The following is a 21,411-nucleotide window of genomic DNA, read 5'->3' on the forward strand; positions in this document are numbered from 1 at the left end:
AACCTTGTATCAGAATATACATACATAGGTGCATGATTAGGCAAAAGCCGCTATAATAATGAACGGATGTTAAGAAATAGGAGCCGAACATGGTTCGACGCACAAAAGAAGACGCAATGGAGACCCGCGCCAAGTTATTAGACGCTGCTGAGGCTTTATTCAGCGAGAATGGTGTGACTCAAACGTCGATGATGCAAGTGGCTGAAAAAGCGGGTGTCACTCGCGGTGCTATCTATCACCATTTTGAAAATAAAATGGATCTCATTGAATCGTTAATGGGAAGAATTTCTCTTCCGATCGATGAAATGCGGGAACAAATAGCCGAGAGTTTAGAATTCGATGCCTTAGAAGAAGTAAAAGCCCGCTCTAAAGAATTTTTAGCTCGCGTTCAAAATGAGCCCCAGGTACGTTCTATTGCCAGCATCCTTCTTCACAAGTGCGAGTACATTGACGAAGTAAATCCTATAAAATTACGGCATGTTAGCGGTCGTAACGAATGCATTTGTGAAGTCGAAAAGTTGTTTGAATCAGCTATCCAAAAAGGTCAGTTGTCCTCAAAAGCTAGCCCCAGGGTTGCGGTTATTGGCTTGTTTTCATTAGTGGACGGCCTTATTTATAACTGGCTGCTTGCTCCGGATTACTTTCCTTTAGTGGAGTACGGCAACCAGGCTATCGATAGCTATATTAACGGGTTAGCACGCTAAGGCTCGTTGCTGTCTGCACGTCCGCGGCGCCAGCCATTGTATTTTCGGTGCACGCCGCGGGTCAAAGATTGAAAAGTATCTTCCAGTAAGTCGACACCAAGCAATACACCAACAATTACCATCGACAACACAATACTAACCCCGTACATACCAAGACCGACTGCAATGCCAATTGCCGCCAGGGCCCAGATTGTCGCCGCCGATGTGACACCAACTACAACACCGTCCCGAGCCAACATAACGCCTGCACCAAGAAAGCCAATGCCGGTAATAATTTGTCCAATGACGCGGGATGGATCGCCGCCCTGACTGACAACCGAGGAGCCACCAGTTAAAAATAGATAGGTACCTAAGATGATAAGTGCAGCGGTCCTTATACCAACCGGTTTGCCTCTAACCTGTCGCTCGAGCCCGACAATGGCACCACAGAGCAGGGCAGTGCCGATGCCATTCCATGAGTAAGGACCCAGTTCCTGAACAACTTGCCAGTCAATCACTAGCTGGCCTCTCCTTGCTCTAAAAATTGCTTAAGAAAACTTTCATCCATTGCCGCAATGCTTTCGTCATTGGCATTCGGACAGCAGGCAAACAACGGCGCAGTCCATGCCTTCACATTGCCAAGAATGTCCCGCAAGTGGCTTAGCCCCCGAATGCCCCCTAACCCCCCGGGTGAAGCAGCAGCCAATAATACCGTTTTACCGGCCCAGGCCTGCGTCTCAACCCGCGACACCCAGTCAATCGCATTTTTTATCAGTGGAGAGACCGACGAATTATATTCAGGGCTGACTAAAACCACTTTTGAGGCTGACTGAATCTTTTCAGCCAACTTTTTCATCGACTCGGGAACACCATCTGCGGCCTCTAAGTCGCCATGGTAGATCGGCGCGTCCAGCGCATCGGCATCAACGATGTCATGTCGAATGCCATGCTTATCTGCAACTTCAGCCAAACGATGTTTGAGTTTGGCATTAAGCGAGTCTTTACGACGGCTACCACCAATGAATACAACGGTCATACGATTACTATCTCCTGATTATTCGGATTGAGAACTCTTCATTGCTTCAATAAAGCGGTTTGACTCACTTACCGCCGCTTCCATGTCTTTAATTAATGCGGAAATATCATTCTGCAGATTACCAAACTCACCGCGAATAGCATCAATGGCCTTAGCATTCAGGTTATGTTTCAGATAAAGCACGTTATCCTGCATTTTATCCAGCACCGGCTGCATCTTATCTGCCGCGCGCTCCATCACCCTCAGCAACTCGGCATAACGGCGTTCCGTCTGGCGTAACTGTCGCTCACTTTCGCGACGCATAGTGTCGTTACTGTATTCACCCAGCTCTTCGCTCCATTCGTCGAATAAGTCATTAGCTACTTCGTCAACTTCGTCGATACGGCTACGAACGCTCTCTGCTGCAGATTTACTGTCTTCGTAATCATCAAGCAGCGCGTTATATTGCTTTTCCAGATTACCACCATCAATGTTTAGCATAGCGTCCAGACGCTCTAATGCAGAACGGAACTCTTCCTGAGCATCGGTTTGTGAGTCACGTGCATCATCCACTCTATCGACTAAAATATCGCGCTTTTCTACGCCAAATTTTTCCATAGTGCCATAGTAAGCACTTTGACATGCTGACAGCATGAAGACCGTTACCAACGGCAATGTCCATTTTCTCATTTGTCACCTCGTGCAGCTTTAATAATACGTTCGTCGCGTTTGTCACGGTGATAACCATGCACCGCAATAATGGCGTGAAGAATAGCGATAATATAAAGAGCTCCCAGCGCACCAAGCGAGACAATAAAAAGTACTACGCCGACAATAGCGATAACCGCATTAAATATCGCCTGAAAAATTTTACCCGTCAGTAAAATAGCGACGGGGGGAAGTAAAATAGCTAAAATATACAACATTGTGTTCTCCTTGCACTTAACATGCAGCTTACCAATTAAGAGCCATTACTTTAGAAAAAGCAAACTAAATCAGTAAGGTAAACGACTACCATCCCAATGCCATAACGCTCCGGTATTTTCCGGTTTTAAGTTTTTCACTACAGCCACAATCCGCTCTGCAGAGAGTTCAGGCGAATACAGTTTGTCGGTGGATATTCGCTCCTGAAAAGGTTCAGACAAACGAGTGTCCGTTGTCCCCGGATGTATTGCCGCCACGATCAGGTTTTTATGAGTACGCTTTAACTCTATTGACGCCGTTTTCAACAGCATATTTAACCCGGCCTTGCTTGAGCGGTAGGCGTACCAGCCGCCTAAATAGTTATCCTCAATACTGCCGACTTTCGCTGACAACTGTACCCAAAAGCGGGTCTTCTTTCTGTCAAGAATTGGCAAAAACGCCTTAAGCGCCAGCATGGGTTTCACTGCGTTAACGGAAAATAACTTATTCAAGTTGTCTGCCGTAATATCGGTCAACTTTTTCTCCGGAAAGGTTTCTTCGTCATGCAACATACCTATGGTTGAGACGACGCCACTTAACTGTTCACCGTTATTTTTAAACTCACTAACCCAGGCGCCCAGTGCTTTCTCATCGTAGTCTTCTATTCGGCAATAAGTTACATCTGACGAGTCTGTTTCCGGCACCTCAGGCTGCCGCGACAACGCGAATATCCTCTCATCGGGATATTGCTTGCTTAATTCCAGAGTGATGGCCCGACCTAATCCGCCGCCAGCACCTAATACCACCATTGCCATTTGCACGACTCTCTATCATGATAGTTATTACTTCCCTACGTGAATAAAACTGGATTAGCTCAATACACCATGAAGCAAATTGAATGGAAATCGTATTTCAACCACACCTTAGGCTTTCTAAAGTACTTTGGGCAAAGGTTTAATAGCGACAATACCAATATCACCGCCGGTCACCTGACCTACGTCAGCATGCTGTCGCTGGTACCCCTTCTAGTCGTTATGTTTACGGTTTTCTCAGCATTTCCAATGTTTGATGAGCTGAAAGAGAATCTTGAGCAGGCACTTTTTGCGAATCTCTTACCCACTTCCGGTGAACAACTGGAAGAATATCTTAACGAGTTTGTGACTAATGCCTCCAAAATGACTGCAATTGGCGTCGGTTTCCTGTTTATTGTCGCCATTATGCTCATGTCAGCCATCGATAAAGCATTGAACAGCATATGGCGGGATTCCAGCAGCAGACATTGGTTGGTTTCTTTTGCTGTTTACTGGATGCTACTTACCCTAGGTCCGGTGCTTATTGGATCGGGCTTGGCTGCAACCTCTTACTTGATGTCGCTCAGCCAGTTTGCTGATGAATATGTTTCCGGCATACAAAGCTTTGTCTTGTGGTTCGTACCCATTGTGACCTCCTTTGTATTCTTTGTGCTCATGTATCAGTTAGTGCCTAACCGTCAGGTTAAATTCCGCTACGCGGCCTTTGGGGCGGTTATTGCCGCGCTTCTGTTCGAGCTGAGTAAACAACTGTTTTCACTGTACATTACTTTTTTCCCGACTTATCAGGCCATTTACGGCGCACTGGCAACCATCCCAATTCTTATCGTATGGATATATCTGTCATGGTTAATTGTACTCATTGGTGCGGTTTTAACCGTCAGTTTAGAGGAGTACCAGTTACAGCAGCCTGAGCCGAAGTCTGATTGACCTGCTTTGCATTTTCGCCGACCATAGCCGTTCTGTTTTTGAAAGGTATGTACTCATGATCGGACTCATTCAGCGCGTTAGCCGTGCCAAAGTCACTGTTGCCGATGAACTGGTCGGTTCTATCGGGCCCGGGCTGTTAATCTTATTAGGTGTTGAACACAAAGACGACGAAGCCAGTGCTGCCAAATTAGCTCAGCGCATAGCCAATTATCGCGTGTTTAGTGACGTTGAAGACAAAATGAATAATAGTGTTATCGATGCGCAGGGCGAAGTTTTGGTGGTTTCTCAATTCACCTTAGCGGCCGATACTCGTAAAGGACGGCGTCCCAGCTTTTCTTCAGCGGCAACGCCCGACCAGGCACAGCATTTGTATCAGGTTTTTTGTGAGCAAATGGCTGCGCAAGGCTTGCCGGTAAAAACCGGGCGCTTTGCAGCAGATATGCAGGTTGAGTTGGTCAATGACGGCCCGGTCACATTTGAATTGAAGGTATAACACCTATGTATCGCGTTATTACTCCGGAAACAGACGAACAACTCGAGCGTTATTACTACCTTCGCTGGCGGGTTCTGCGCGAGCCTTTTCAACGCCCTTTAGGCTCTGAACAAGACGAATACGATCAAGTTGGTCATCACCGAATGGTAGTCAATGAAGCAGAGGAACCCGTTGCGGTTGGCCGGCTTCACTTTAACAGCCCGGAAGAAGCTCAAATACGCTTTATGGCGGTTGCTCCTGAATACCGGGGGGAAGGGCATGGGGTCGCTATTATCTACGCTCTTGAGCTTGCTGCGCGCAAAGAAGGCGCAACGCATGTGGTGATCAACTCACGCGACAACACCATTGGCTTTTATAAAAAGTGTGGTTACGACGTAGCGGAAGAAGCCGATACCGTAAATAACCCCATGGCAGAACACCATTTACGCAAGTCCTTCACTGAGTACAACCGCATTATTTATCGGCCTGAGTGGTGTACCGAGCTACAGAAAACCTGGCAGGAAGACATACCTATTTCCGACGCCATGGGCATTAAAATCCATCAGTATACCGGTCGCGTATTCGAAACCCGCGCGGTACTCTCGCGAAACATTAATGTGCACGGCACCATGTTTGCCGGCAGCATTTACTCACTGGGTACCTTAACCTGCTGGGGATTGCTGCATTTACAGCTGTTAGAGCGGGAACTGGAAGGAGCCGTGGTATTAGGCGATGGTAACATTCACTATCACAAGCCAGTTACCCAGGAACCCCGGGCAATAGCGCGTTTGAGCGACGTTACCGGTGACTTTTCCGCGTTAAAACAAGGAAAAAATGCGCGTTTAACGATTAAGGCTCAGATACTGGATGAAGAGCAGCCGGTAGCAGAATTTACCGGCCGCTTTGTGGTTCTGGCAAAACGGGACTAGCCCGCAGAATTAAACTTCAGACAAAATATGCGGTAGTTTCACCACTGCCGCCAGCTCACCATTTTGAATCAGGTCACTAGCCGCTTTAATATCCGGCGCGAAGAAGCGGTCTTCAGCATAGTACGCCACTTGCTCACGCAAACAGTTAAACGCCGTTTCAACCGCAGCAGCACCTTTCAACGGGCGACGGAAATCCAGTCCTTGTGCGGCTTCTAACCACTCAATCGCAATAATGTCACTGACGTTTTTAGCGATATCCGTTAACCGACGCGCCGCAAAGGTTGCCATAGACACATGGTCTTCCTGGTTGGCAGACGTTGGCAGACTGTCCACAGACGCCGGATGCGCCAGGGTTTTATTCTCTGACGCCAATGCCGCAGCGGTAACTTGTGCCAGCATAAAGCCCGAGTTAACTCCGCCGTCATTGACCAAAAACGCCGGTAACTTGCTTAAATGGCTGTCTATGAGCAGGGCACTACGACGCTCTGACAAGGCACCAATTTCGCTGGCAGCAATGGCCAGAATATCGGCTGCCATAGCGACAGGCTCTGCGTGGAAGTTACCACCGGAAATAATGTCCTGCTCTTCGCTGAACACCAGTGGGTTGTCAGTAACTCCGTTGGCTTCGCGCACTAAAATACCCGAGGCATGCTCAATTTGGTCTAACACCGCACCCATTACCTGAGGCTGACAACGCAGAGAATACGGGTCCTGCACTTTTTCGCAATTCTCGTGGTCTTTAGCAATTTCAGAACTGTCGGTCAGCACGTGACGAAGCATTTCGGCGGCTTTAATCTGCCCCGGTTGGCCGCGTACTGCGTGAACACGTTCATCAAACGGCGCACGCGAGCCCATAGCGGCTTCCACAGAAGTCGCACCCACCACAATGGCGGCATGGAAATTACGCTCAATGCGGAACAGTCCGGCTAGAGCTAACGCAGTCGATGCTTGAGTGCCGTTCAGTAAAGCCAGACCTTCTTTCGGTGCCAACTCAAACGGCTCAATACCCGCTATTTTCAGACCTTCCTCAGCGTTTAGCACCTTTCCGTTGTGACGAACCGTACCTTCACCCACTAATGGCAATACCATGTGCGCTAACGGCGCTAAATCACCGGATGCGCCCACAGACCCTTTTTCCGGAATGCAGGGGTACACTTCGGCGTTCAATAGCTTGATCAGCGCATCAACCAACACTTGCCGTACGCCAGAAAACCCGCGCGACAGAGAGTTAATTTTCAGTAGCAGCATTAGACGCACAACGGAGTCTTCCATTAAATCGCCGGTTCCCGCAGCGTGCGATAACACAATACGACGCTGGAGATCAGTCAAGCGCTCAGGTGGAATACGGGTATTCGCCAGCAGCCCAAAACCGGTATTAATACCGTAAACTACTCGCCCTTGCTCAAGTACATCTGCAACGGTTTTCGCCGAAGTCGCAATGTTGTCCTTAGCTTCATCAGATAGCTTTAGTGTCTGATGCTGATAAAACCAGTCGCGCAGTTCACTTAACTGCAATTGTCCTGGCTGTAATTCAAAATGACTCATGCAACCTCCTTACTTCGTATCCAGCATAGGTAAATCAAGCCCTTGTTCACGGGCGCAGTTTTTCGCAATATCGTATCCGGCATCAGCGTGGCGCATAACGCCCGTACCCGGGTCGTTCCACAGCACCCGGCCTAACCGCTTGTCAGCTTCTTCGGTACCGTCGGCTACAATCACCACACCGGCGTGCTGTGAGTAACCCATGCCAACGCCACCACCGTGGTGCAGGCTGACCCAGGTCGCGCCGCCTGCTGTATTCAGCAAAGCATTCAGCAGAGGCCAGTCCGATACCGCGTCAGATCCGTCCTGCATCGCTTCGGTTTCACGGTTAGGGCTGGCAACTGAGCCAGAATCCAAGTGGTCACGGCCGATAACAACCGGCGCTTTCAGCTCGCCGCTTTTAACCATGTCGTTAAACGCGCGGGCAATGCGGGCCCGGTCTTTAAGGCCAATCCAGCAAATACGTGACGGCAGGCCCTGGAAGCTAATGCGTTCTTTAGCCATGTCCAGCCAGTTGTGTAAGTGCTCGTTATCCGGAATCAGCTCTTTCACTTTCTCGTCGGTTTTGTAGATGTCTTCCGGGTCACCCGAAAGCGCAACCCAACGGAATGGGCCAATACCTTCACAGAACAGCGGACGAATATAAGCCGGCACAAAGCCCGGGAAGTCAAAGGCGTTATCAACACCTACGTCTTTGGCCATCTGGCGAATGTTGTTACCGTAATCCAGTACTGCCGCGCCTTCTTTCTGGAAGTGCAACATAGCGCGCACCTGCACCGCCATAGATTCTTTCGCAGCATTTACCGTACCAGTGGCATCGCTTTCCTGCTTCGCTTTGTATTCTTCCAGTGTCCAACCCTGTGGCAAATAACCATGCAGAGGGTCGTGGGCTGAGGTCTGGTCAGTCACTACGTCCGGCGTCACGCCTTGCTGCTGCAATTCCGAATAAACGTCAGCGGCATTACCCAGTAAGCCCACTGAAATGGCTTCGCCTTTTGCCATCGCATCATTAATCAGTTTTAACGCATCGTCTAAGTTAGTAGCTTTATGGTCCACATAGCCGGTACGCAGGCGAAAATCGATACGTGACTCGTCACATTCAACAGCCAACATACAAAAACCGGCCATGGTTGCCGCTAATGGCTGAGCTCCACCCATGCCACCAAGGCCACCAGTAAGTACCCACTTACCTTTTGCGTCACCGTTAAAGTGTTGACGCGAAACCGAACCAAAGGTTTCGTAAGTGCCCTGCACAATGCCTTGTGAACCAATGTAAATCCAGGAGCCTGCGGTCATCTGGCCGTACATCATCAGACCTTTTTTATCGAGCTCGTTAAAGTGTTCCCAGTTTGCCCATTCAGGCACCAGGTTAGAGTTTGCAATCAGCACGCGCGGCGCGTTTTCATGGGTAGGAAATACACCTACCGGCTTACCGGATTGAATCAACAGCGATTCGTCTGGTTTTAAACGCTCTAAGGTTTCAATAATTTTGTCATAGCATTCCCAACTGCGCGCTGCACGACCAATGCCGCCGTAAACAACCAGCGCCTGTGGGTGTTCCGCCACTTCATCATCCAGATTGTTCATCAGCATCCGCTTTGCAGCTTCCACCTGCCAGTTGCAGGTGGTTAGCTCGGTTCCATGAGGGGCGCTAATTTTGCGGCTTTTATCCAAACGGGTGAATGACATGACTTACTCCTTAAAGGTTAAATGGCCGCCTAACTTAAAGCGGGAGCCCGGATGGGTCAGCGTGGCGAAAGTCACCACGCCACCTGAGCTCCAGGTGCGGCGCAAAATTCTGAGACAAGGTTCGTGACGGTCGATACTTAAGTATTGGCAGAGAGTATTGACCGGCAGAATAGCTTCAATTTGATGACTGGCTTCGGTGAGCGGACTAACCACACACAAATATTCGTGCGGGGTTACCTTGCTGTAGTCCTGCTTAAGATAATCGGGAACCAGTTTGGGGTTAACAAAACGTTCTTCCAGCTGCACCGGCAAGTCATTTTCATAGTGAGTGATTAGCGAATGAAATACCGGGCTCCCTTCTTCCAGCTCCAGCGCTTCAGCTACCTGAGTCGAGGCGGGTTGTTCTTTCAGCATATGCACTTTGGCGCGGTAATCGTGGCCACGTGAACGCACTTCATCGGCAATATTGCGAATGGCCATGAACGAGGTTTGCGATTTAATTGGCGCAACGTAGGTACCAGAGCCCTGAGTCCGAATGACCAGCCCCTCATCGGCCAGTTCCTGTAGCGCGCGTCTTGCCGTCATTCGACTGACAGAAAACTGCGCCGACAAGGCATTTTCTGAACTGACAGGGTGGTTTTCAGGCCACTCACCGGATTCTATCTTCAGATAAATATGCTGTTTTATCTTTGAGAACTTGTTCATCCCGACCCCAACATGTAAATGACATGATTCGATGTTTTTGAGGCTAAAAGTCTAGTTCAGAATAATTGTATATACAAGCAGATTTTGCTACTCTTTTATCAGAACCAACCTTAAAGGACTGTTATGCAACGCATAGAAAATATCAACGCAGCGACAATGACTGATGATAAGGGTTATGGCCTTATCCAGGACGCTACAGTCATTATTAATAAGGGCAAAATTGAATTTGTGGGTGCCGCTTTTGACGCCCCCGCCACCCCGACTGCAGAAGTCATTGACGGTAACGGTGGTCTGCTGACTCCCGGGTTAATTGATTGCCACACTCACCTGGTATGGGCCGGATCCCGCGCTAACGAATTCGCGCAACGCCTGCATGGCGCCAGCTATCAGGAAATTGCTGAGCAGGGCGGCGGTATCAAAAGTACGGTTAAAGCCACCCGCGAGGCCTCCGCAGAAGAGTTACTGACACTGGCGTTAGAGCGCGCAGAAACGCTCATGTCACAAGGAGTTACCACCATAGAAGTGAAGTCCGGTTACGGCTTGGATCTGGAAAATGAGCGCAAACAATTAACCGTAGCGCGTCAGTTAGCCGAACAGTTACCAGTGAACATTAAAACCACTTTGCTGGCGGCACACGCAGTGCCACCTGAGTTCAAGGATAACGCCGACGGCTATATTGAAGAAATTATTCAAAACATTTTACCGACGCTGGCTAATGAAGGCCTGGTCGACGCGGTTGATGCCTTTTGTGAAAGTATTGGGTTTAGCCCGGCACAAACCGAAAAAGTATTTAAAACGGCAAAAGACTTAGAACTGCCAATTAAGCTTCACGCCGAGCAAATCACCAACCAGAAAGGTGCCAAGCTGGCCGCGGATTATCAGGCATTATCGGCTGATCATCTTGAGCAATTGGATGAAGAAGGTGTTAAGGCCATGGCCGAAAATGGCACGGTGGCGGTGTTATTGCCCGGCGCATTTTACTTCCTGCGCGACACGCAAAAACCGCCAGTTGAGTTACTGCGCAAACACGGTGTTCCCATGGCCATTGCCACCGATGCAAACCCGGGTTCATCACCGATTCATAACTTACCGTTAATGCTGCAAATGGCTGCGACTTTTTTCCACATGACACCGGAAGAGTGTCTGCGGGGCGTTACCGTCAATGCAGCAAAAGCATTAGGCGAAAACCAGCGCGGCGTTATTGCAGAAGGCTGTTACGCAGATTTAGCACTATGGAGTTGCAAAGACGCCGCTGAGCTCACGTACCAGTTTGGTGTGAACCCGTTAAAAACCTTATGGTTTAACGGCGTCGCTCACGACCGTGTAAGTAAGCCGTGGTCAGCTCGCTAAGCAACTGTCCGCATATTTTCATGCCTTCGTCGAAGCCGGTACTGCACAAAGAAGGAGCGGCTTCGGCAAGGTGTAAATAACGCGCTTCGTTCACCTCTGCTAAGCGCTTAACGTACTGAAAACCCTGCCCCAGACTCAAACCAACATAGTTTACAGCGCTGGCTGGTACGGCATTTAATGCATCAACATCAACTTCAATACCTAGCGGCCTCTGCCAGGACACGGCTTTTGCTACCACTTCGTCCATCACCTCAACAAATGGACGCTCATATAAGCGATGCAGGGTATGATAACGCATGCCAGCGTCTTGCAGCTGACGCAGGCTACTGGCAGAGTTTTTGCCCTGATGCAAACCAACAATATGGTAAAACTCCAGCGCACCTTCCATATAAGCGTAACTAAAGCCATTGCCGGAGTGGCGGCCTTCGCGCGGACGAAAGTCTGCATGAGGGTCTAAATTGACCGCACCACAAGCTTCCTCTGTCACTTTATGCAAACTCTTCAGCAGCGGATACGCATTATTGTGACCCCCGCCAATAACAATCACCTCAAAACCCTGCTCGAATAACGGCGTCAGAATTTTCTCGACGCGGGCATCAACCTGCGCGCAAAGTTCACGTAAAGTGGCCAGATCATGGGCGTCTGTAGCATCGAGTTCAGCGGCCTTTTCGTTTAAGTCGTCGCAATTAACCGCTCCAACCAACAACAGTTCGTGCGTAGAAAGTAGCCCCGTTTTTTGCAGGTTTAAGAAGCTTTTCAAAAAAGCCTGCCAACCGTCATCGGCACCGGCGCGACCAAGGTTGGCTCGCACACCGATACTCTCGGGAATACCGACTAATGCTACACGCTGGCCGTCTTCCCAGGCTGCCGCCAGGCTTTCTTCGTAAGTGCCTTGTTCAGAGAGCCCCCGAATGGCCTGGCCAATTTTCGTTTCCTGTTCACGTACCGTGACCCATTTTGCCGGGTCGGTCAGTTCTAAGTAAGAGATGTCACTCATCATTCAATATCTAATGGTTCCGGAGACAAGATAACGCCAGTAGTATCGATATAAAGGTGGTCTTCCGGCAAAAAGGTTACGCCACCAAAGTTTACCGGCACATTCAGTTCACCTACGCCTTCGCTAATAGCGCCAACCGGAATAGAAGCAACGCCCAGAATCCCAATATCCAGCTCTTCCAGCGCGTCAACTTCGCGCACGGCGCCATAACAGACAATGCCTTCCCAGTCGTTATCCATGGCTTGCTCAGCAATGGCTGCATCAACCAGAGCGCGGCGCGATGAACCACCACCATCAATCAATAGAATCTTACCACCACCGTCGGCAGCAATGGTTTCCTCAATAAGCCCTTTATCTTCGTGGCACTTGATAATAACCAAACTTCCGCCAAAAGAGCTGCGGCCTCCGTAAGACTCAAACATGGGTTCAACCACATCGACCATATCGGGGTATAAATCGCAAAGTTCTGAAGTGTTGTATTCCATGATTGTATTCCTGACGTTGCTATAGCAGTAGCTGGCAGTATACCTGCTATCCGGTGCGGACAAAAGCAACCTGATAGCGGCAACGAAACCCTTGAATTATAGGATAAAAACCCGTTTAATCTAACTAACCATAATAATAATAAAGTGAATTGCTATTTTCATGCCCCAGCTTGACCTCATGACCAGTCTGGCTATAGAGACCTTTGCGCATTCAATACAGGCAGTTTTTCTGCTCGGATTTGCCGCTTTACTGATGTATTACCATAGATACTATCAGCGCGATTATCTAGGCTACTGGGCTTTCGCCTGCTGTGCATTTGGTCCCGGAGAAATCATCAGAGCCTTTCTGGCCGGTAGCGCCATGATCGCGCCTGAGTCTGCGCTTAGCTGGTCCAGTGGTTTACAGGGGGTTGCTTTAACCTGCCAGTACCTCGCCATTTCTTTTATTGCCCTGGGTGCCTCTTGCGCCGCTTTTAATAAAAAACCACAAAACTACTGGCAATACATAGCTTATGCGGCATCTTTGCTGGGCGGCATTATTTCATACTTTTGGCTGGAACCAACCATCAGCTACGCTGGTAGCACGCCCAATGCCGGGTTTATGAGGTTTCTGGTCACAGGTTCAGTCTTAGTGGCGGTCAGCTTGTTTATGTGGCGCAAATTAGGGAGCGGTCTCGGCCCTAAACTGGTATCCGGTGGCTTTTTCAGCATTGGTTTTAAAAACTTTATTGTACTCGGTGCTATTTTCTTCTTGCCCGGCAACGCCATTGACTGGATCCTCAGCTTTCAGGCACTGTTCACCGTTATCCTCATTGCAGCTGTCATTGTCGGTATAATTATTTGGCTACTGGAATCTGAACGCAATACTGCCGTGCGCGCCATTCAAAGAGCCGAGTATCTGCATACCCATGACGCACTGACCGGAGTCTCTAACCGTGATCAGCTAGTCAGTAAAATTCCTTTATTCATCGAGTATTGCCGCAGTAATAACCGCCAGTTAACCATTATGCTTATTGGCGTCAGTCGCTTTAAAGTGGTTAACGAAAACATTGGTATTCGCGGTGGTGACCAGGTGTTAAAAGAAATTGCCCGACGCCTGCAGAACTTTCGCAAACAGCCCCTGGCGGTATCCCGTATCAGCGGCGATGTCTTTGCTATTGCCTTTGATCATTTAAAAAGTCGCAGTCTTATAAAAGATTTAGCTGCAGAACTTCAGGACACACTGAGTAAGCCCATTGAAGTGGGTGAAAAAACGTTGAATATTGCCGCTGGTATTGGCATTTCCCGCTACCCTCAGCACGGCAGTCGCTCAGAAGTTCTGCTGAACAAAGCAACCATTGCGCTGACTCAGGCAAAGCAGTCACACCAGCCCAGTGTTACCGTTTATGAGCGGGGCATGGATGAGATGTACTCTTACCTGGTTGATATGGAGCCAATTTTGCGACGCGCGATGCGGGAAAATGAGTTCACCCTGTATCTTCAGCCGCAGTTTGATTTTGACCATCAACAGCTTTGCGGCTTTGAAGCCCTGATCCGCTGGCAACATCCTGATCGCGGCCTACTGAGTCCAGCAGAGTTTCTGCCATATATCGAGCAATTGGGGCTTTCCACCGAACTGGATGACTGGGTGCTGAACCACGCGGCGGCTATCCTTGCCTCCTGGAAACAAAAGTTTGGTCTCTGCTGGCCCATAGCGGTGAATTTATCCGCGCCGCAATTTCAGCATTTTCAATTAATCGAAAAAATGCAGCAACTACTGGAAGACTACAGTATTTCACCTGAATGGCTGGAGCTTGAGATTACCGAAAACGTAGCTATGTCAGATTTACACAACGGCATGAGTGTTATCCAGCGGTTGCGGGAAATGGGTTTTGGCATTTCTATTGATGACTTTGGTACCGGCCATTCTTCACTGGCTTACCTTCGCTCATTACCTATTAACAAAATTAAAATAGACCGCAGCTTTGTCAGCGAACTGCAGCAAAATAATAACGATGTCACCATTTTAAAAGCTATGATCCGTTTGTCTCACGGTCTGGGTAAACGCGTTATTGCCGAAGGCATTGAAACCGAAGAGCAACAGGACATGTTGCAAAAGCTGGGTTGCGACATGATGCAGGGCTACTTCTATTCACCACCAATGCGTCTGCAATTTGCCGAGCAGTTTATTGAACGCCAAATTCAGGGCGACAAAAAGCCGTTGCCACCCGGAGAGTTTGCAACGGCTTTCTAGCTCTACAATTTCTGCAGAGTTTTTTTACAGGATGAACCGGCTTAAGTCTTCGTCCTGTGACAGCTCACCGACATGTTCATTCACGTAGTCGGCATCAATAACCAGTTTCTCACCGCTGTGGTCAGTGGCATGGAACGAAATTTCTTCCATTAAACGCTCCAGCACCGTATGTAAGCGACGCGCACCAATATTTTCTGTGGTTTCGTTTACATGGAAGGCCACTTCAGCAATGCGCTGGATACCTTCTTCAGTAAAGCTTACCTCTACGCCTTCAGTGTTCAGCAGAGCATGATACTGAGTGGTCAGCGACGCGCTTGGCTCTGTCAGAATGCGAACAAAGTCACCACTAGTCAGTGCTTCCAACTCAACCCGAATAGGCAAACGCCCCTGTAATTCAGGGATAAGGTCTGACGGCTTGCTCATCTGGAATGCACCAGAAGCAATAAACAGAATATGATCGGTTTTTATCATACCATGCTTGGTATTCACCGTGGTTCCTTCAACCAAAGGCAGTAAATCGCGCTGTACACCTTCGCGGGAAACGTCTGGCCCGCTGGTATCACCACGCTTACAAATTTTGTCAATTTCATCTAAAAAGACAATGCCGTTCTGCTCAACCGACTCAATAGCGGCTTCTTTAACGTCGTCAGGATTCAGCAGCTTTGCCGCTTCCTCATCAACCAATTGTTTGTAAGCGTCTTTAATGCGCATTTTGCGCGCCTTGGTCTTATCGCTGCCCATGTTCTGGAACATGTTCTGCAATTGCGACGTCATTTCTTCCATTCCCGGCGGCGCCATAATTTCAACACCCATTTGCGGCATGGCTAAATCAATTTCTATTTCTTTGTCGTCCAGCTGGCCTTCACGCAATTTCTTACGGAATACCTGACGCGTGCCACGTTGGTCATCGTTTTCCGGCGTCTCTTCCTGTTGCTGAGCCCAACCAGAAGAAGACGTCTTAGCTGGTGGCAGCAGTACATCCAGAATACGCTCTTCCGCCGCTTCTTCAGCGCGGTAACGTACCTTCTGCATCATTTCTTCGCGCGTTTGTTTCACAGCAACGTCGGTTAAATCCTTAATAATGGATTCAATTTCTTTACCCACATAACCCACTTCTGTGAACTTAGTCGCTTCAACTTTAATAAAAGGCGCTCTCGCTAATTTAGCCAGCCGACGGGCAATTTCCGTTTTGCCCACACCGGTAGGACCTATCATTAAGATATTCTTAGGTGTTACTTCCTGACGCAGCTCGTCATCCAGCTGCATCCGGCGCCAGCGATTACGCAAAGCAACAGCGACAGCGCGTTTGGCTTTATCCTGACCAATAATATGTCGGTTTAATTCGTCTACAATTTCTCTTGGGGTCATCTCAGACATCTTATTTTTTCCCCTGCTTCGTTTTGTCTTCAGCAATAGACTCTTCTTCTTCAATGGTCTGGTTGCCGTTGGTATACACGCAAATATCGCCTGCAATGGTCAGTGCTTTTTGCACAATGTCGCGGGCATTTAAGTCAGTATTTTCCAGCAAAGCTCTTGCTGCCGACTGCGCAAACGGCCCACCGGAGCCAATCGCGATCAAGTCGTTTTCCGGCTGCACGACATCGCCATTACCGGTAATAATTAATGACGTTTCTTTGTCAGCAACCGCAAGCAATGCCTCCAGTCGGCGCAAAGCACGGTCGGTACGCCAGTCTTTTGCCAGCTCCACAGCCGCACGCATCAGGTTCCCCTGATGTTGCTCAAGTTTGGATTCAAAACGTTCGAATAGTGTGAAAGCGTCAGCGGTGCCACCGGCAAAACCTGCCAGCACTTTATCGTGGTATAGACGACGCACTTTGCGCGCGTTGCCTTTCATTACGGTATTACCCAGAGAAACCTGGCCATCACCGCCAATAACAACTTTATCGCCGCGGCGAACAGATACGATAGTAGTCAAATCAAGACCCTCTTTTTTGTCTTAGTGACATCGATGACAAGTATTTGAGGGTCTATATCGTATTTTTCAATGGTGAATGTCGACTAATCGATATTCCAGTTCCAGATTGCGCAGCCAAACACCTGATTACGCTGCAATTTATGGCGATCACGTTCGGCATCGCGTTTGGTTTCATAAGGCCCCAGAATGACTCGGTACCAAAGCCCATTACTGCCTTCAGTCGAGCGCACCTGAGATTCCAGCCCCGCCATCGCAATTTGTGCACGCAACCTTTCGGCGTCCTCCTGCTGACGGAAAGAGCCACATTGCATGAGTTTCGGTGGACCCACTTCACGTTCCGGCACATCCACTTCTACTTCTTTACTTCTTAACTCTTCAATATAACGCCAGCGCTCAGCCGATTTTTTCGGCAATAAATCCGCCGGAGGTGGTTGCACCTGCGGCTGTTCAACCTGTTCAGACTTACCACTAATTTGCACCAGAATATAGGTAAAGAAAGCAATGAGACCAATGGCAACAGCGACCACAAACCAGGGCACCGGTTTTCGCTCAGCAACCGGTTTTGCGCCGCGTTGCTGTTTTTTATTGGTTCCTTTTTTCTTAGTCGGCTTACGTTTCGGCGACTTTGGCTTACGATTCGCGTAATCCATAGTGCGTTACATTTTCTCCAGAGTTGGAATGCCCAGCAATTCCAGACCTTGCTTCAGCACATTAGCCGTTAACATCGACAATTTCAGGCGGCTGTTACGAAGCGCTTCGTCTTCCTGGTTCAAAATTGGGCAGGCTTCGTAAAAACTGGAGAAGCGACCGGCCAAATCAAACAGAAAACCACATAAGAAATGCGGCATCGCTTTATCCTGAACCTGATGCAGTACTTCGTTAAAACGGACCAACTGATTCGCTAGCGCCAGCTCGCGCTCATCACTCAGAATAATATCTGCGTTACGGTCAAAGGCGGTGTCGCCTAAACGGTCAAAAATACTGTTCACGCGGGTGAAAGCATAAAGCAGGTAAGGTGCAGTGTTGCCTTCAAAAGTCAGCATGTGGTTCCAGTCGAAAACGTAGTCGCTGGTACGGTTTTTCGATAAGTCCGCGTATTTAACTGAGCTAATACCCACTACTTCAGCAACTCGTTTCTGCTGCTCTTCGCTAAGGTCGGTAGTTTTTTGCTGCAATAGTTCCAGCGCACGGCGTTCGGCTTCATCCAGTAAGTCAGCCAGCTTGGTTACGCCGCCGTCACGACTTTTATAAGGTTTACCGTCTTTGCCCATTACTGTACCAAAACCGTAATGGTTCAGCTGTATATCGCCTTCCACAAAACCGGCTTTGCGCGCCAGCGTAAAAATTTGGTCAAAATGCAGTGCCTGACGGGCATCCACAAAGTACATCAAATGGTCGCCGCCCAGTTCTTTCTGACGGTACTCAATGGCGGCTAAGTCGGTAGTGGCATAAAGATAACCCCCACCTTTTTTCTGCACAATAATTGGCAGCGGCTCGCCTTCTTTGCCTTTGTATTCTTCAAGGAACACACATTGTGCCCCCTGATCTTCCGTCAACAGGCCTTTTTCTCGCAGGTGCTCAATAACACCCGGTAACTTGTCGTTGTAGGCGCTTTCAGCCATCACATCGTCACGAGTCAGTTTAACGCCTAAACGGTCGTAAACGTCCTGACAATGGCTCAATGACACATCAATAAACTGGTTCCACAGCTTCAGGCAGTATTCGTCGCCCGACTGCAGTTTTACGACTAGCTGACGTGCACGGTCAGCAAACTCTTCGCTTTCGTCAAAACGTTGCTTGGCGGCTTTATAGAAAGTCTCCAGGTTGCTCAGCTCATATTCAGCAGACTGATTATCCAGCGCTTCCATGTACGCTAAGAGCATGCCGAACTGCGTGCCCCAGTCGCCCACGTGGTTCTGGCGAATCACTTTGTGCCCTAAAAATTCACACACACGGGACACGGCATCGCCAATAATGGCTGAACGTAAATGGCCTACGTGCATTTCTTTGGCCAGGTTAGGCGACGAGTAGTCAATAACAATGGTTTTGCTTTCTTCTGCCACATCCACGTTCAGGCTGTCGCTGTTAAGCATTGCGGTTAGCTGGTCTTTCAGCTGGTCCTGCGAAATGGTGAAGTTAATAAAGCCGGGACCCGCAATGTCCATTTTTGACAGTAAAGAGTTTTCCGGAACCGCGGCAACAATGGCTTCTGCCAACTGACGCGGATTCGATTTCGCAGGCTTTGCCAGCATTAATGCCAGGTTTGTCGCAAAGTCACCGTGAGACTTATCGCGGGGTCGGTCCAACTGAATGTTTACTGAATGATCCGCCGGAATTGTGCCCTGTGCTTTAAGTTGACCAATGGCTTCGGCCAGTAACTGTTCAAGTTGTTCTTTCATTAATGCGACTACCTGTATGAAAAATCGAAGAGGAAATTCAAAGCGCTTAGTTTAATCGCTACGCTCGATAAAAAAAACCGCTTAGTTGTTAATCAGCTGAAGTCTTGTGGATCAATGTCCAGTGACCAGCGCACTTTTTTCAATAACGGCAAGGCGTTAATCTGCGGCAACAAGTGTTCGATAAGCTGAAAACGCAATTTACGTGACTGACAATGTAACAGTAATTGATAGCGGTAACGACCAGCTTTACGCTCCATTAAAGCTGGCATCGGCCCCAGTAAAAACGCACCTTCCACCTGCGGCATTAACTGCTGAATTTGGGTCATAGCCTGTACCACCGAGTCTCTGTCGGTTGCTTCGCCACGGAACAACGCCAAATAAGAGAACGGCGGCAGCTCGCTTTGCTGGCGTTCGGCTAAAGCCGTCAACGCGAAATGTGAATAACCGTTGTTGAGTAAGTCCTGAATTAAGTCGTGTTCCGGATGATGGGTTTGCAGCACCACCTTGCCGGCTTTGTGCTCCCGCCCGGCGCGCCCCGCTACCTGAGTATAAAGCTGGCCTAAACGCTCTGCTGCCCGGAAATCCGCACTGTAAAGCGCACCATCAACATCCAACAGCGCCACCAGAGTGACATGGGGAAAGTGATGGCCTTTTGCCAGCATCTGCGTGCCGACCAGCAGCGGATACTCATTGTTGGTGGCCTTTTGCAGGTAATCATCCAGTTGGCCTTTACGGCGGGTGGAGTCCCGGTCAATGCGCAGCACTCCACGACCCGGAAACATCTCCTTCAGGCTGTGCTCTAACTGCTCGGTACCCACACCATGTGAAATTAAGTGCGTGGAGCCGCAGGAACCGCACTGCTTAGGTATTCGCTGCTGACTACCGCAATGATGACACTGCAACTGGTGATGAGCTTTATGTACGGTGTAATAAGCGTCACAACGATGACACTGCGCCAGCCAGCCACATTCATGACACATTAACGCCGGTGCAAAACCGCGACGGTTAAGAAACAGCAATACCTGATTACCGCGTTCAATTTCTACCTGAATCTGTTCCTGCAACGCTTTGGAAACACCGGCTTTAATGGGCTGCTGCTTCAGGTCAATAAGCTCGTGTTTAACCATTTGCGCACCACCAGCTCGCTGCCCCAGCTTAAGCCAGTGAAAACGCTTGCTGACCGCGTTATTCAGCGTTTCCAGCGAGGCCGTTGCACTACCCAGTACCAGCGGAATATTCAGTAAAGACGCCCGTTTAATGGCAATATCCCGAGCGTGGTAGCGAAAGCCGTCCTGTTGCTTGTAAGACAAGTCATGTTCTTCATCGACCACGATAAGTCCGAGCTTCTGGCAGGGTGTGAACACCGCCGAACGGGTACCGATAATGATTGCCGCATGTCCGTGCTTCGCGTCCAGCCAGGTATTCAAACGTTCTCTGTCACTCATACCGGAGTGCAGCATGACCACCGGCGCGTCAAAACGCTCTTTAAAGCGCTGTAAAGTCTGTGGAGTCAGGCCTATTTCCGGTACCAGCACCAACACCTGCTCTCCACGCTCCAGCACCGGTTCCATGGCTTGCAAATACACTTCGGTTTTGCCACTACCAGTAACCCCTTCCAGCAACAACGTACTGTGCTTCTGCTGTTGGTTAATGGTCGAAACCGCCACTGCCTGCTCGGTATTTAGTGCATGCCCCTGCTCTTTTAGCACCGATGACTGCTTTTGCCAGCCCTGATTCTTAGTCGGTGCCTGCTCGCGCACTTCAATCCAGCCTTTATCCTGTAAGGTACGAAGCACGGCTGAGGTGACGCCTATATCGGTCAAGTCGCTGCGCCTGAGCGGCTGATATTTAAGCGCCGCCAGCACCTGCTGCTGTCTTGCAGCCCCTTTTAAATCATTAATGGACTGCGCCCGGCCTAAGTCGGTCAACGCATAAAAAGTTTCGGTCAGATATTCCGGCGCATCGCCTTTGCGCAACAGAACCGGCAGGCTATTAGCGGCTACATCCCCCAATGAATGATGGTAGTAGTCGGAAGACCAGCGCACCAGCTGCCAGATATCATCCGGCCACAGTCGCTGCTCATCGAGAACCGAAGCAACCGACTTCAGTTCAAATGTTGGCGGTTCGTCACTGGCTTCGGCAACCACGTAACCCACTAGCTGACGCTGGCCAAAAGGCACGCGCACGCGGACTCCCTGCGGCAGTGGCTCGGCACTTTTGCACAGATAATCATAGGTTTGTCGAAGAGGTAGCGGCAGTGCGACTTTATAACGTCGTTCGCTACCGGTGCTGGCTTGCTTCATGGCTCTATTCTGGAACGCTACCGCGCAGAAT

Annotated in this window: 21 protein-coding genes; 6 read left to right on the forward strand and 15 right to left on the reverse strand. The window is 49.3% G+C overall.

Annotated features, from left to right (window positions below; genetic code table 11):
• Nucleotides 1–89 precede the first annotated feature (89 nt).
• Nucleotides 90–704, forward strand: coding sequence for a TetR family transcriptional regulator (locus IL_RS12520; RefSeq protein ID WP_011235666.1), 615 nt, complete (start codon nucleotides 90–92; stop codon nucleotides 702–704).
• On the opposite strand, the gene IL_RS12525 is transcribed toward IL_RS12520, so the two are convergent.
• The 5 genes from IL_RS12525 to IL_RS12545 all read right to left on the reverse strand — a co-directional run bounded on the left by IL_RS12525 (nucleotide 701) and on the right by IL_RS12545 (nucleotide 3,416).
• On the reverse strand, nucleotides 701–1,201 hold the full coding sequence (locus IL_RS12525; RefSeq protein ID WP_011235667.1) for an MgtC/SapB family protein: 501 nt from the start codon (nucleotides 1,199–1,201) through the stop codon (nucleotides 701–703). The genes IL_RS12520 and IL_RS12525 overlap by 4 nt on opposite strands.
• Complete coding sequence (locus IL_RS12530; RefSeq protein ID WP_011235668.1) at nucleotides 1,201–1,719, reverse strand: NADPH-dependent FMN reductase; 519 nt, start codon at nucleotides 1,717–1,719, stop codon at nucleotides 1,201–1,203. The genes IL_RS12525 and IL_RS12530 overlap by 1 nt, the downstream gene beginning before the upstream one ends.
• 18 nt (nucleotides 1,720–1,737) lie before the next feature.
• The gene (locus IL_RS12535; protein ID WP_011235669.1) at nucleotides 1,738–2,388 is read right to left on the reverse strand and encodes a DUF2959 domain-containing protein; all 651 of its coding nucleotides are present in this window, start codon (nucleotides 2,386–2,388) and stop codon (nucleotides 1,738–1,740) included.
• A complete protein-coding gene (locus IL_RS12540; protein ID WP_011235670.1) occupies nucleotides 2,385–2,624 on the reverse strand; it encodes a hypothetical protein in 240 nt (79 codons plus the stop codon). The genes IL_RS12535 and IL_RS12540 overlap by 4 nt, the downstream gene beginning before the upstream one ends.
• 69 nt (nucleotides 2,625–2,693) lie before the next feature.
• A complete protein-coding gene (locus tag IL_RS12545; RefSeq protein ID WP_011235671.1) occupies nucleotides 2,694–3,416 on the reverse strand; it encodes an SDR family NAD(P)-dependent oxidoreductase in 723 nt (240 codons plus the stop codon).
• Between the two features lie 69 nt (nucleotides 3,417–3,485).
• Between IL_RS12545 and IL_RS12550 the strand changes: the two genes are divergently transcribed.
• From IL_RS12550 to IL_RS12560, 3 genes are read left to right on the forward strand one after another with little or no spacing between them, the layout of a single operon-like run.
• Nucleotides 3,486–4,340: a virulence factor BrkB family protein gene (locus tag IL_RS12550; protein WP_011235672.1), complete on the forward strand. Its 855-nt coding sequence runs from the start codon at nucleotides 3,486–3,488 to the stop codon at nucleotides 4,338–4,340.
• Nucleotides 4,341–4,395: 55 nt separating this feature from the next.
• A complete protein-coding gene (dtd, locus tag IL_RS12555) occupies nucleotides 4,396–4,833 on the forward strand; it encodes a D-aminoacyl-tRNA deacylase (protein ID WP_011235673.1) in 438 nt (145 codons plus the stop codon).
• 5 nt (nucleotides 4,834–4,838) lie between these two features.
• Complete coding sequence (locus tag IL_RS12560) at nucleotides 4,839–5,741, forward strand: bifunctional GNAT family N-acetyltransferase/hotdog fold thioesterase (protein WP_011235674.1); 903 nt, start codon at nucleotides 4,839–4,841, stop codon at nucleotides 5,739–5,741.
• Between the two features lie 9 nt (nucleotides 5,742–5,750).
• Here the strand turns inward: IL_RS12560 and hutH are convergent, their stop codons facing one another.
• The 3 genes from hutH to hutC are packed head-to-tail and all read right to left on the reverse strand — an operon-like array spanning nucleotide 5,751 to nucleotide 9,677.
• Nucleotides 5,751–7,286, reverse strand: a complete 1,536-nt coding sequence (gene hutH / locus IL_RS12565; RefSeq protein WP_011235675.1) for a histidine ammonia-lyase — start codon at nucleotides 7,284–7,286, stop codon at nucleotides 5,751–5,753.
• Between the two features lie 9 nt (nucleotides 7,287–7,295).
• Nucleotides 7,296–8,972, reverse strand: coding sequence for a urocanate hydratase (gene hutU, locus IL_RS12570; RefSeq protein ID WP_011235676.1), 1,677 nt, complete (start codon nucleotides 8,970–8,972; stop codon nucleotides 7,296–7,298).
• Between the two features lie 3 nt (nucleotides 8,973–8,975).
• Nucleotides 8,976–9,677 carry a histidine utilization repressor gene (gene hutC / locus IL_RS12575; RefSeq protein WP_011235677.1) on the reverse strand — a complete coding sequence of 234 codons (702 nt, stop codon included), beginning with the start codon at nucleotides 9,675–9,677 and terminating at the stop codon, nucleotides 8,976–8,978.
• Between the two features lie 123 nt (nucleotides 9,678–9,800).
• Here hutC and hutI point away from each other — a divergent pair, with 123 nt between their 5' ends.
• On the forward strand, nucleotides 9,801–11,027 hold the full coding sequence (gene hutI, locus IL_RS12580; protein WP_011235678.1) for an imidazolonepropionase: 1,227 nt from the start codon (nucleotides 9,801–9,803) through the stop codon (nucleotides 11,025–11,027).
• Here hutI and IL_RS12585 read toward each other — a convergent pair.
• Together IL_RS12585 and rraA are read right to left on the reverse strand one after the other, a co-directional pair.
• Nucleotides 10,978–12,027 (reverse strand): formimidoylglutamase, encoded by a 1,050-nt coding sequence (locus IL_RS12585; protein ID WP_011235679.1) that lies wholly within the window; start codon nucleotides 12,025–12,027, stop codon nucleotides 10,978–10,980. The genes hutI and IL_RS12585 overlap by 50 nt on opposite strands.
• Nucleotides 12,024–12,509: a ribonuclease E activity regulator RraA gene (rraA, locus tag IL_RS12590; protein ID WP_011235680.1), complete on the reverse strand. Its 486-nt coding sequence runs from the start codon at nucleotides 12,507–12,509 to the stop codon at nucleotides 12,024–12,026. The genes IL_RS12585 and rraA overlap by 4 nt, the downstream gene beginning before the upstream one ends.
• A gap of 160 nt (nucleotides 12,510–12,669) precedes the next feature.
• On the opposite strand from rraA, the gene IL_RS12595 reads away from it, so the two are divergent.
• A complete protein-coding gene (locus tag IL_RS12595) occupies nucleotides 12,670–14,742 on the forward strand; it encodes a putative bifunctional diguanylate cyclase/phosphodiesterase (protein WP_011235681.1) in 2,073 nt (690 codons plus the stop codon).
• A 24-nt stretch (nucleotides 14,743–14,766) separates the two neighbouring features.
• On the opposite strand, the gene hslU is transcribed toward IL_RS12595, so the two are convergent.
• The 5 genes from hslU to priA all read right to left on the reverse strand — a co-directional run bounded on the left by hslU (nucleotide 14,767) and on the right by priA (nucleotide 21,380).
• Complete coding sequence (gene hslU / locus IL_RS12600) at nucleotides 14,767–16,119, reverse strand: ATP-dependent protease ATPase subunit HslU (RefSeq protein ID WP_011235682.1); 1,353 nt, start codon at nucleotides 16,117–16,119, stop codon at nucleotides 14,767–14,769.
• A gap of 1 nt (nucleotide 16,120) precedes the next feature.
• Nucleotides 16,121–16,678: an ATP-dependent protease subunit HslV gene (gene hslV, locus IL_RS12605; protein WP_011235683.1), complete on the reverse strand. Its 558-nt coding sequence runs from the start codon at nucleotides 16,676–16,678 to the stop codon at nucleotides 16,121–16,123.
• An 83-nt stretch (nucleotides 16,679–16,761) separates the two neighbouring features.
• Complete coding sequence (locus tag IL_RS12610) at nucleotides 16,762–17,328, reverse strand: SPOR domain-containing protein (protein WP_011235684.1); 567 nt, start codon at nucleotides 17,326–17,328, stop codon at nucleotides 16,762–16,764.
• A gap of 6 nt (nucleotides 17,329–17,334) precedes the next feature.
• A complete protein-coding gene (argS, locus tag IL_RS12615; protein WP_011235685.1) occupies nucleotides 17,335–19,077 on the reverse strand; it encodes an arginine--tRNA ligase in 1,743 nt (580 codons plus the stop codon).
• Nucleotides 19,078–19,169: 92 nt separating this feature from the next.
• Nucleotides 19,170–21,380 carry a primosomal protein N' gene (priA, locus tag IL_RS12620; RefSeq protein ID WP_011235686.1) on the reverse strand — a complete coding sequence of 737 codons (2,211 nt, stop codon included), beginning with the start codon at nucleotides 21,378–21,380 and terminating at the stop codon, nucleotides 19,170–19,172.
• Nucleotides 21,381–21,411: the final 31 nt, after the last annotated feature.

It is taken from the genome of Idiomarina loihiensis L2TR, assembly GCF_000008465.1.
Lineage (GTDB): Bacteria > Pseudomonadota > Gammaproteobacteria > Enterobacterales > Alteromonadaceae > Idiomarina > Idiomarina loihiensis.